The organism is Virgibacillus sp. Bac330 (genome assembly GCF_003667845.1).
Taxonomy (GTDB): domain Bacteria; phylum Bacillota; class Bacilli; order Bacillales; family Amphibacillaceae; genus Virgibacillus; species Virgibacillus chiguensis.
In genome coordinates this window covers 122,991-135,813 of record NZ_CP033048.1, presented here as the reverse complement: position 1 = coordinate 135,813, position 12,823 = coordinate 122,991, and the positions used below count along the sequence as shown (strand labels likewise).

Here is a 12,823-nt window from a genome sequence, read left to right as displayed (position 1 = left end):
GTGGGACTTAATCTGGAGTTACAACAAATTATTCTCCAATTCCTTCATTTCATAGAAATACCCTTGTTTTTCCATCAATTCTGTAAATGTACCAACTTCCACGACTTTCCCTTCATCCATGACAATGATTTGATCCATTTTTTCCAATCCTGCTAAACGGTGACTAATGAGCACAACGGTGTCATCTGCCGCTTGCCTGAATAAGTGATCATAGATGGCTTGCTCTGTAACCGCATCTAAAGAGGATGTCGGCTCATCCAATACCCAAAATGAGCCGCCTTTTAACATCGCTCGGGCGATAGCAAGTCGTTGTTTTTCACCGCCGGACAAGTTTTCTCCTCGTTCATACACTTTATCCTCTAAATGAAAATGCTCCAATTGCACCATAGCTAAAATGGATTGTAATTCCTTATCGGTAGCTGTATCATTAGCCAGCAATAAGTTATCGCGAATAGTACCATAAAAGAAATGATTCTCTTGTAAAACAACATTCGCTAATTGCCAAATACTTTCCTCATCCACATGCGCTAATTCTATTCCATTTATCATGACCCTTCCTTGCTCCGGTGTAACCAAATAAAGCATTAACTGCATAAGCGTTGACTTCCCTGAACCACTTGCCCCTACAAGTGCTGTTTTTGAACCGCTAGGAAGGTGAACATCTACCTGTTCAACAGCTCGCCGCTCTTCTCCAGTAAATGTGAAGCTAACATTTTCCAATGTGATTTCTGGTGGCTCATTGATTGTTAACGTTTTGGCAACCGAAACGTGCTCCTGTTCCTGTCCGTCTTTTTGCTCCATAATGGAAAATAACCGTTTGGCAGAACGACGACTATCGTTAAAATGAATCGGGAACACAGCCATTGCTGGCGCATCTTCAAACACAGTTAACGTAATCATAATCAGCATAGCAAGAAAAATCCCGTCCAATTCACCTGTATCAATGAGATAGGCACCTACTGCTAATACGGCTACTGTTACAAGTAAGGAGACAAATTGATTTAACGACTGATTAAATAACGTCGTCTTTTCTTCTTGTTCTTGCTCCGTAATGTAAGCATCAGAAGCTTGAAGTAACTGTTGTTCTTTATCATCTAACTGCTGATAAATCTTCAAATCGCGAAATCCGTATAGTAATTCCGTGACCTCTGTAGAAAGAGCCGCTCTTTTTAAGCGTACCTTGCTATCAATAGTTCGTTGACGTGCCGCAAAAATAGCTGGTATCACGATCGCAGTGAGTAAAAATCCGCCAAACAAAATTACTGCTGTTTCGATAGAATAAAACATTGTAAAAAAGATGGTACTCATAAATACGAGCGCCAATACAATCGGCGGATACACAACACGTAAAAAGAGATTTTGCAAACTCTCCACGTCACCGACAATACGAGATAGCAAATCCCCACTACGATATTTCTGGAAGATTCCTGGCGCTAATGGCTCTAATTTTTCATAAAAAGCCATCCGCAATTGGCTAAGCATCGTAAACGTACCTCGATGAGATACATATCTCTCACCATAACGACTAAACGCGCGAATAAAGCTTAATAATTTCACAGATGCAATGACAAGCATTAATGTGTAAAAAGGCGGGGCAAATGCTGCTTTTGATATTAAATAACCACTAGCAGAAAATAACAGCACGGCAGCCAAACCAGCAATAAATCCCAATATGATAGAAAGGACGATATCTTTTTTTTCTTTCATCATCATTCGCATGATAGAGGTTAATTCTTTCATCGCTGCAGCCCTCCTCGCTGTATGGTTACCATCTTCCGGTAGCCCTCTGCATGTTCCAGCAGTTGTGCATGCGTTCCTTCCGCAATTAACCGTCCTTGATCAAGGTATAGAATATGATCCGCATCTTTAATCGTGTGCAGGCGGTGTGCAACGGTAATGATAGTTGCTGTTTCCGACAATTTTTGAATGGAAGCCTGAAGAATACGCTCCGTCTTTAAATCAAGCCCAGTCGTCGGCTCATCAAATAAAACAATTGCCGGTTGTTTTAAAAAAGCTCTGGCTAAAGCTAAACGTTGCTTCTCACCACCAGATAGCCCTCTCCCACCTTCACCAACATGGGTATCATATCCATTTTCTAAAGCCATAATCATGTCAGCTAGCCCCGCTTCTTCTGCCGCACGTGTGATGGCTTCCCGTGTTGCTGTTTCCCGACTGCCTATGGCAATATTTTCAGCAATCGTTCCAGCAAATATATACGGATGTTGCGAAATATAACTCAGTTGAGCGAACCAATCGGCTTCCTTGTATGCAGATAATGGATTACCTCCTAGTAATATCTTTCCTGCATCTGGCACGACAATTCCCGCAAGCAAATGCAAAAGCGTTGATTTACCAGACCCTGTTTTTCCTACAATGGCGTTTTTAGATTTGGGAGCAAAAGTCGTACTCATAGGATGTAACGTAAACGCATCCTCTCCATACTGAAATGTAACTTGTTGCAGTTCCAAACTTGCAGGGCCCTCTGGTTTAGAAAATGGCTTTTCTCCCCAAATAACAGCAGAATCCTCCTCTAGCGCCAATTCTTCTGCTACTTTTTTAGCAGCTCCCATGCTACTTTTTCCATTATGAAATGCCGTTCCCAACTGACGAAGCGATGTAAAATATTCCGGTGCCAAAACGAGTACAAGAAATGCAGTGAAAAAAGCAATTCCGTCAAAAACGATAAGCTGTAAAGCCACTTCTAAAGCAACCAAGCCGATTGCTAGCATGGAAATGAGCTCAAGCATAAACGAAGAAGTAAAGGCTACTTTTAAAATTTCCATGGTTGCATCTCGAAATCGTAAACTGCTCGTTTGAATGACCTTTTTTTGTTGTTTCGCTTTGCCAAACAATTTCAACGTAACAAGCCCTTGCAACGTATCCAAAAATCGACCAGAAAAAGCAGCTAGCTCCTCCACTTGCTCTTCCGATTTCTTTTTTGTTTGCATACCAATGATCACCATAAACAACGGAATAAACGGGGAGGTAATCAACATGATGAGGCCAGAATTCACATGTTCTGTAAACACAACAATTAAAATGATGAGGGGAATAACAGATGAGCGAATAACTTGTGGAATATAACTGCTAAAATAACTATCCACTTCATCAATAGCGTCCATCATAAGACTAACCTTTTGCCCCGATTGTCCTTTTAAAGAAGCTTGGACTGGGTTATTAGCAAAATGGGCAAGCAACTGCTTACGAAAATGGCTTTTCGCTGATGTACCAAGGCGTATCCCAATCTTTCCGCTTATGAAAGGAATGAAGCTTCTAGCTAGTAAAATAAAGAATAGAACTGCTAATAATGGAATAGTTTCTTGAAAGCTCCAATCTTTCAAAAAAACACCATCAATAATAGTGACAAGTAAATACGCCTGTACAACGATGGCACCGCCCATTAAAAGGGAAAGCAGCAGCAAATAGACCGCACTTTGTTTATTTTCATATAAATAATTTTTTATCTGATTCATGTAGACGCTCCTTCATCTGTAGAGCTATGATTCATCTTCATTATACATGAAGGCAAACGCATTGTATAAGCAATAATTTATAGCGTACCGAAATCGTAAAACTTGGCTTATCGTCAAGTCTTCATGGCTCATTCTTTTGTTTTTCTTATACTATAAACTCTCTTATAGCGGAACAAATGACAATTTAGGTGCTGTTCATCTCCCAAATCCATACAGCCACCAAAACTCAGGAATGGAAATCTTACAGCACCTAATTTTTTAACTTTCCTTTTAGAAAACGTGGATTATGTCCAAATTCTTATGACATAAAAACGCCATCGTTCCTAATAGTACTAAGAAAGAGGGGATCAACGGGAGATAAGCTCGAAGTCCCCTATTTTTTCCCTTTTACATAATCAGCATCAAATAAGAACAAGCGCATGAGCAATATTAGTGAAGGAATGAGAAGGAATAGCCCTGCAATAAATACGATAATTAAGGCAATTCCTGTCGACTCATGTGTCGCATTTTCGTAAACCGTAATATAAGGATCTAATATATATGGGAGGTGACTCACACCATACCCAAAGAAAGCAAAGAAAAATTGCAACATCACACTAATAAATGCTAGTCCATACCGTTTTCCTTCATAGATTAACCACATGGCAATCATAAAGAAGCCAACGGATAATCCAAACATCCACCAGTAATCGAACATATTTTGATAATGACGCTCATTATGCTGGCCTAAGGCAATAAATGTTGTCAAGGCAGCGATAATCGTTGGTGTCGCCCAAAATAGTGCATATTTACGAACAAGCTTTAATGCCGCAACGTCATTGGCTCTCGCCGCATAGAAAGTCAAAAATGCGGCACTAATAAACAATACCGAAACGATCGCTAAGAAAACGACGCTCCAAGAATATGGGCTTGTAAATAGAGCGAAATAATCTAAAGCTACTTTCCCATTTTGTTCAGTAATAAAGCCACCTTCAGAAAGTGTTAACGCAACGGATAAAGACGCAGGAATTAATAAACCTGTAGCTCCGTATAGAAACATATACAGATTACTTTGTTTCGAACCATAATTTTCAAATGCATAAAACGAACCACGAATCGCCAACAAAATAATCGCAATACTACCAGGCACAAGCAGAGCTGTACCGTAATAATAAGCTGAATCTGGGAAAAAGCCAACAATACCAACGAAAAAGAAAACAAAAAACACGTTGGTCACTTCCCATACTGGGGACAAATATCTCGATATCAGTTGGTTCATAATATGATCTTTTTTTGTCACTTTCGCATAATACGCATAAAACCCTGCACCAAAGTCAACCGAAGCAACAATTAAATACCCATATAAAAAGAGCCATAATACAGAAATCCCAATTATTTCATAGTTCATTATTTATCACCCTTTTCAATGGTCGGATATTTTTTCTCCAATTCGTCTTCAACTGGATTATTTTTAAAGACTTTACGTAGCACAACTGCTCCGATAACTCCTAAAGCAATATAAAGGAGTAAAAACAACACAAACATCCAACCGACATATGGTGACGTCGTCGCTGCTTCTTCCACCGTCATATATCCTCGTAGTATCCACGGCTGTCTACCTTCTTCAGCGTAAATCCAGCCAAATTCAATAGCAAGCATCGCTAAAGGTCCACTTAAAACGAGCATCCAAAGCATGAATTTGTTATTTTCATTCCATCGTTTTAACTTCGATAGGAGTAGATAAAGGAATGATATCCCTAGTAAGAAAACGCCAATCGTAACCATCAAGTCAAACATATAGTGAATCCATAACGGTGGTCTCTCCGCTTCAGGAAATTCTTCTAAACCAGTAACCTCCGCGTTAAAATCACTATAGGCTAAAAAGCTCAGTAATCCTGGCAAACGAATGACACCTTCTGGCTCATTCTCCTCATTTAACCAACCAAATAAGATGAGGTCAGCATTTCCCTCTGTTTCAAAATGCCATTCCCCTGCTGCTAGTTTTTCTGGTTGATATTCAGCAAGAAACTTAGCAGATACGTCTCCAGCAATGGCTGTAAAAATCGCAAAAATAAACGTTAACGTTACGGTCAGCTTCAATGCTTTTTTATGGTATTCTTTCGTTTTTTTCCGCAACAAACCAAACGCCGCAATCGCTGCTAAGATAGCTGCTACCGTTAAATAAGCAGAAGCCAACACGTGAAACACTTTTGTCGGTGTTGCTGGGTTGAACATGGCTTCAAGCGGATTGATCGCTGCAAACCCATTTCCACCAATTTCAAACCCTTCTGGTGTATTCATAAACGCATTGACGGTAGTAATAAAGAAAGCAGACATTGCCCCACCAATAACTATCGGTAATGATAACCACCAATGTGTCATCGGTTTTTTGAAACGATCCCACGTATACATGTATATACCTAAGAAAATAGCTTCAAAGAAGAAAGCAAATACTTCCATAAATAACGGTAAAGCTATGACGTTTCCACCAACTTGCATAAACTCCGGCCAAAGCAAAGATAGCTGTAAACCAATCGCCGTACCTGTTACAACCCCAATCGCTACTGGGATAACAAATCCTCGGGCCCATCGCCTTGCCAACATGGTATAATGTGGGTCTTTTTTCTTTATCCCAATAAATTCAGCAATGGAAATCATCAATGGGACTCCGACACCTAATGTTGCAAAAATAATATGAAAAACTAAAGTGATTGTCGTTAACAATCGACTCATTAACACCGGATCCAAATCCATCATAATCGGTAATCCCTCCTAATTTAACGGCATAAACCGTCTTGTTCAGTAATGATCAATTTGTGATTTATTTCGTTGTCTTTTTAACTTTACATTGTTTTAATGAAAAGTTAATAATTAGTGATTTACTCACATAATAATTAGTATAAACTATTTTCGTATAAAAAAGAGGAAAAAGCTATGACAAAAGTATGACAAACTACAGACAAATATTTGTCTGTTTTTCTCTTTGCCATGAAAAAACAAAGATTGTTATCACCCTCATTGTCTATCCGTTTTACATAGTAGATGATCATGATTAAATTTCACAGTTATCTATACAAAGTTATCATTATTACATTCCCTATTATTGATAATTTACACGTAAAAATGAGAATTTTTTTAGCTGAATTCAATAGATTTAAGTTCATTTGTTCAATTATGAACATAACATGAACCTTCCATGAGCGAGAAATTTGTTTTACCCTTCACGCTTTACTTAATAGCCTAAGGATATGACTTATAGGCCTCTATTGGGCACTGCTCTCCATCTCCACTTAGACAGCTTACATCTCCTGATTTGAAATGAATTTTCACAACACCTTCTATACTCCCATTAAAAAACCACAGTGAAGAAGTCTGTGGCACCACTTATATATATATTGAATAGAAAAACATACAGGCAGTAAACGTAACTTAGTTTACACCCTGTATATTTTTTCTACATCAGTTAACAAATACCACTCTCGTATTCCCTATCATATCATGAATACCTTGCTTTTCATGCGAGAAAGCAACGACGATATACAAGAGCGCAAAAATTTGAAACACACGATAAAAAAATCGACCAATGACCTCGCGAAAGAATAAATCACTCCACCTTAAAGGTTCGCCATCTTCACGTACAACTTTAATACCTAAGATCATTTTTCCTATCGTTTGGCTGAACTTTTTTGTCATTAGCAGAAAATACAAGTAAAAAACAATAGCTGATAGAATCCCCGTTAAGGTCCAATAACCGATATCAACGACTTCTCCATCATTGATAAATTTAAGCGGGGTTAAAAGAATGCCATTGATACTAAACAGAACAACTAAATCAATGAGATACGCCCAAAATCGCATCCAGAAGCCAGCATATCTCCTCGTTTCTGGTACGAATTCTGACGCTTCTGCAACAGTAAGTTCACTCATTTTATCCCCCCTTTAATTGGTGTATAAGTACATAGCACGCGGTGCGTTCGATTGACGGATCATATCCATGATACCGAGGAATTCTGCTTCATCTGTAAACATCGATTGTACCGACATTCCCAGCCATTCATTAAAACCAGCAGCATGATTGTATTTTACAACCTGCACATCATTAAAATCATTGTCCTCTGCCATATAAGCAATCGTATCGTCTAACGAGCCTAGTTCATCTACTAGCCCATTTTCTTTCGCTTGGCTTCCAGTATATACGCGACCGTCTCCTAATTCTCTTACCTTGGATTCAGACATATCTCTTCCATCAACAATGACATTTACGAAATCTGCGTACATATCATCAACCATTGTCTGCAAAATCTCTCGTTCTTCATCTGTCATTTCTCTTGAGAAAGACAAAATATCTTTATATTCGCCACTTTTAATCGTATTAAAATCAATTCCCCATTTTTCCGCTAAGCCTGAAAGGTCATAACCTTCCATAATGACACCAATGGACCCTGTTACCGTTGCTGGGTGCGCAACTACTTTATTGGCTGGTGCGGAGATATAATACCCTCCAGAAGCGGCTGTATTCCCCATCGAAACATAAATAGGCTTTTCATATTGCTCCTGAATTTCAATGATCTTGTCATGGATTTCCGCACTTTCCACAACACCACCGCCAGGAGTATTCACGCGCAAGATAATACCATCGACGGTAGAATCTTCTCCCGCCTGCTCTAACATGTCCAAAAAGCGTTTATGGTTGTACGAAGTAGTATTCAACACTGGGCTTGGCGCTGTGTCTTGAATAATTCCATTAAGTTCAAGAACAGCTATTTTGTCTCCTACACCTTCTTCGATAATTTCTTCTTCAAATTGATTATCATCTAATTTAAACATGTCTTCAAAATTAGTAGTTGCTATGCTCCCCATAAATCGAAACCCCAGCGAAGCAAGCAATAAAACCGCAGCTATTAAAATAGCCCACCAACGTTTTGCATTCACACAATCCCCTCCATATTATCCCAAATTTCTTGAGCAATTCCATCATACACTATAGTTTTCACATGAAGCAATAAAACGACAAACGAATATGTATGAAGTTTCCCTCCACATAGTTATAGCCCCATATTTCCAGCATTTTTTTTATGTACATTGATACTGGTTTTTAAAGCGACTTTTGTTTCGTACTATAGGAGAAACTATTCCTTTTAGTATAAGCAGTAAGAAAGCATCCTATGCGAATAATCCTTCAACAAGTTTTTATTAAGCAGTTTTTCTTGAACATGCGCTTCAAACATAATCAAATGAGTGGAGGCAATCCCATTAGTATCTATTACTTTCCATCTCCCAACTTCTGTTATATCCTATATAGATAGAAGAAAATATCGAATAATTTACACGTTTGGAGCGATAGCTATGACGATGAAAAAAACTTTAACACTTGCAGGTTCTGATTCCAGCGGCGGGGCTGGCATTCAAGCTGATTTAAAAACATTCCAAGAACATGATGTGTATGGCATGACAGCCCTTACTTCCATCGTAACAATGGACCCAAACGGATGGAGCCATAACGTGTCCCCCATTGATGTATCCATTGTGGAGAAACAATTAGATACTATTCTATCCGTTGGTGTCGATGCAATGAAAACCGGAATGTTAGGCTCCGTTGATATTATAGAATTAGGTGCGAAAAAAATTGCCGACTACGACATACCAAACTACGTCCTTGACCCTGTTATGGTTTGTAAAGGAGACGACGAAGTTTTGCAACCAGAAAACACGGATGCGATGCGTGAATGCTTACTTCCTCATGCTATCATAACAACACCTAACCTATTTGAAGCTGGTCAACTTGCTCAAACAGGTACTATTAAAACGCTAAATGATATGAAAGAAGCGGCTGTAAAAATTCATGAATTAGGTGCAAAAAATGTTGTTATTAAAGGTGGCAAAGCTTTTTATCACGAGAAGGCAATTGACCTTTTCTATGATGGGCATGAATTTACGGTATTAGAAGAAGATAAAATCAACACAAGCTACAACCACGGTGCTGGATGTACGTTTGCTGCTGCTATTACCGCTAACCTAGCACATGGACGTACTGTAAAAGATGCTGTAAAGGGAGCAAAAGATTTTGTAACAGCGGCGATTAAGTATGGCTGGAAACTCAATGAATATGTCGGTCCCGTAAGACATGGTGCTTATAATAAGTTTACGAGATAGATGAAAAAATTTTTTAACACTATGGCACAAAAAATCCAGGGCAGATTTTCCCTGGATTTTTTGCCAAGATTAATGTATTCCTATTCGAACGGTCTCATTCTCTAGTTGAATGCTTTTCATCTCAGCACGCTCTCCAAAATGAATGTCCTTTAGGAGCAGGTTCATTTCTAACAAAGATTGAAACGATTTAATGACGGTTTTCATTTCTTCACTAGCAGCAAACGTAATATTTACCCGTTGATCAACCGGTAAATTCAACTCTTTCCGATAGAGTTGCACTGCTCGTATAAGCTCGCGAGCTAAACCTTCCTGCTGTAATTGCTTCGTTAATTGCGTGTCTAAAAGAACGGTAAACGTTGGGTTTACAGCCATTTCCAGCCCTTTTTTTGTCACCTGTTTTACTAACAGATCTTCCTCCTCAAGTTGTAACGTCTCTCCAGACGGTAACGTTAATGTTCGATCTCCTTTTACTATCTGAGTGATTGCGTCTTCTGGTAATTGTTGCAATCTTTTCTGCACTATCCCTACCTGTTTTCCTAATTTCGGACCGGCGACAGGGAAATTCAGTTTAACCTCATAACACACGTTTTCGCCCATTTCTGTTGCGACATCCACTCGCTTCACATTAATTTCGTCTTTAATAATTTCCGCATATTTATAGACATAGCTTGCGTGTGACGCATCGCTAACCACTGTTAAAGAGGCTAATGGTTGCTTTGTCTTTATTTTAGATACGTTACGAGCCTGCCGTGCAAGTTCTACAACTTGGACCACGCCACTCATTTCCTCTTCTAATTGAACATTAATCGCCGCATTGTCATCGTTAGGAAAATCAACGAGATGCACACTCTCACCTGTTAACTTTACATGAATATCCTCGGTAACAAACGGAATAAACGGAGCAAGCAACTTACTCGTTGTTATCAATACTTCTCTTAACGTATGATAAGCAGCCAATTTTGTACTCCCCATTCCCTCACCCCAAAAACGGTCACGAGAACGACGAATATACCAATTACTCACTTGATCTACAAATTCCGCTAAAACCTTCGCGGCAGATGTAAATTCATAAGCATCCAAATAGTGATTCACCTGATTAACAACGGTCTGCTGACGAGATAAAACCCATTTATCCAATAATGTTTGCTCCCCTTTATCATGCTGATGAGGATCAAATTGATCAATAGCCGTATACATTGCATAAAAAGCGTACACATTTTGTAACGTATCGACCACTTTTGATTTGGCTTGAGCAACTAAATTTGCTGAAAAACGTTTATTGTTCCACGGTGCGCTATCTGCTAATAAAGCCCAACGAAGCGCATCCGCTCCATACGTTTCCACCAGTTGCATCGGATCAATCACATTGCCTTTACTTTTCGACATTTTTTTACCATCTTCATCTAAGATATGCCCTAAAGATAGCACTCGTTTATAAGAAGGTTTGCCGACGAATAAGGAAGCAACCGTTAATAAGCTGTAAAACCACCCTCTCGTTTGATCCACACCTTCAGCAATAATATCTGCTGGGAACTGTTTTTCAAATAACTGTTTGTTTGCAAATGGATAATGATATTGCGCAAACGGCATTGAGCCACTATCAAACCAGACATCAATTACTTCTTTTGTACGGTACATATCACTATGGCAGTGCGGGCAACAGAGCACGATCTTGTCTACGTATGGTTTATGCAACTCCAACGAATCAGGAACCGGATCTTTCGCATATGCTTGTAGCTCTTGAATACTATTCGGAACTACTTGATGCTCACAGTCTTGACATATCCACACATTTAATGGTGTTCCCCAGTAACGGTTTCTCCCTAAATTCCAATCCACCATATTTTCCAAGAAATTCCCAAATCGACCGTGCTTCATATGCTCTGGATGCCATTCGATTTGTTCGTTATTTTGTAAAATCGTATCTTTTATGGCTGTCGTTCGGATAAACCAACCTTCCATAGCGTAATAAAGAAGCGGCGAATCACAACGCCAGCAGTGTGGGTAGCTATGCTCATATTTTTCCTTTGCAAACAACAAGTCTTTTTCCGCCAACATTTTAATAATTGCTACGTCGCTCTGCTTCGCTAATTGCCCTTTTAAAGGAAGCATATCTTCCTTATACCTACCCGTCTCATCAACGACATGAATAAAATCAAGATTATTTTCTTCTACCGCATGATAGTCATCTTCTCCATACGCAGGAGCGACATGAACAATACCTGTACCGCTATCGTTTGTAACAAACTGCGCACCAATGACTTGGTACCCACGCTTTACTTTAGACATTGGAAAAGGAGGTTGATAAGAAAGTCCAACAAACTCTTTTCCTTTATGCCAGCTTAACACGTCAGCTTCTTTACATATTGCTTGTAAACGATCAGCTGCTACAATAAACACTTGCTGATTTTGCTGAACTTTAACATAGTCCATGTCAGGATGTACAGCAAGAGCAATATTTCCTGGCAACGTCCATGGTGTTGTCGTCCATCCTAAAAAGAATGTATCCGCTACATCTTTTAGTGGAAATTTCACTGTTACGGATAAATCTTTGACATTTTTATATCCCTGTGCGACTTCATGAGAACTTAGCGAGGTTTGACAACTTGGGCAATAAGGCGTTACACGATGCCCTTTATCCAATAATCCTTTTTTATGAATGGTAGCTAAAATATACCAAACACTTTCAATATAATTATTTTCGAGCGTCACATACGGATCATCCATATCTACCCAGTACCCAATTGCCTCTGTAAATTTCCGCCATTGTTTTTCATATTCAAAGACACTATCTTTACAGGCTTCAATAAATTTTTCTACGCCATATGCTTCAATTTCTTGTTTACCGGAAATACCTAGTTTTTTCTCCACACCTAATTCAACGGGTAAGCCATGTGTGTCCCAACCCGCTTTTCTTAACACTTGAAAACCTTGCATTGTTTTATATCGCGCAACAAAATCTTTGATTACGCGACCAAGCACATGCCCGGCATGTGGTAAACCATTCGCTGTAGGTGGCCCCTCGTAAAATACAAACGTTTCTTTCCCTTCTCGTTGTGTGATGGATTTTGTAAATATATCCTGCTGCTGCCACCACTTCTTAACCCGATTTTCCCTTTCAACTACCGTCTCTTCTACATGATGATCCAACTCAATTCACTCCTAACTTTTTTATCACTTTTGATTTGTCAAATTAAGCGAGACAATCGAGTAGGAGG

The 12,823-nt window shown here is 39.2% G+C and carries 8 protein-coding genes; 1 reads left to right on the top strand and 7 read right to left on the bottom strand.

All coding sequences use genetic code 11. The features are described from left to right. Window positions 1-18 precede the first annotated feature (18 nt). The 6 genes from cydC to sppA all read right to left on the bottom strand — a co-directional run bounded on the left by cydC (window position 19) and on the right by sppA (window position 8,384). Complete coding sequence (gene cydC, locus D9780_RS00590) at window positions 19-1,740, bottom strand: thiol reductant ABC exporter subunit CydC (protein WP_121638896.1); 1,722 nt, start codon at window positions 1,738-1,740, stop codon at window positions 19-21. Further along, a complete protein-coding gene (gene cydD, locus D9780_RS00585) occupies window positions 1,737-3,473 on the bottom strand; it encodes a thiol reductant ABC exporter subunit CydD (RefSeq protein ID WP_121638895.1) in 1,737 nt (578 codons plus the stop codon). The genes cydC and cydD overlap by 4 nt, the downstream gene beginning before the upstream one ends. Before the next feature lie 373 nt (window positions 3,474-3,846). Continuing rightward, entirely contained in the window at window positions 3,847-4,860 is a 1,014-nt protein-coding gene (locus D9780_RS00580) for a cytochrome d ubiquinol oxidase subunit II (protein WP_205601108.1), read from the bottom strand. Continuing rightward, entirely contained in the window at window positions 4,860-6,209 is a 1,350-nt protein-coding gene (locus D9780_RS00575) for a cytochrome ubiquinol oxidase subunit I (protein ID WP_121638893.1), read from the bottom strand. The genes D9780_RS00580 and D9780_RS00575 overlap by 1 nt, the downstream gene beginning before the upstream one ends. Before the next feature lie 702 nt (window positions 6,210-6,911). Further along, entirely contained in the window at window positions 6,912-7,379 is a 468-nt protein-coding gene (locus tag D9780_RS00570; RefSeq protein WP_121638892.1) for an RDD family protein, read from the bottom strand. 12 nt (window positions 7,380-7,391) lie between these two features. Next, entirely contained in the window at window positions 7,392-8,384 is a 993-nt protein-coding gene (sppA, locus tag D9780_RS00565; protein ID WP_077706302.1) for a signal peptide peptidase SppA, read from the bottom strand. 414 nt (window positions 8,385-8,798) lie between these two features. Here sppA and pdxK point away from each other — a divergent pair, with 414 nt between their 5' ends. Further along, complete coding sequence (gene pdxK / locus D9780_RS00560; RefSeq protein ID WP_121638891.1) at window positions 8,799-9,605, top strand: pyridoxine/pyridoxal/pyridoxamine kinase; 807 nt, start codon at window positions 8,799-8,801, stop codon at window positions 9,603-9,605. Between the two features lie 69 nt (window positions 9,606-9,674). Here pdxK and ileS read toward each other — a convergent pair whose 3' ends face one another. Then, on the bottom strand, window positions 9,675-12,755 hold the full coding sequence (gene ileS / locus D9780_RS00555) for an isoleucine--tRNA ligase (RefSeq protein ID WP_121638890.1): 3,081 nt from the start codon (window positions 12,753-12,755) through the stop codon (window positions 9,675-9,677). Between the last annotated feature and the right edge of the window lie 68 nt (window positions 12,756-12,823).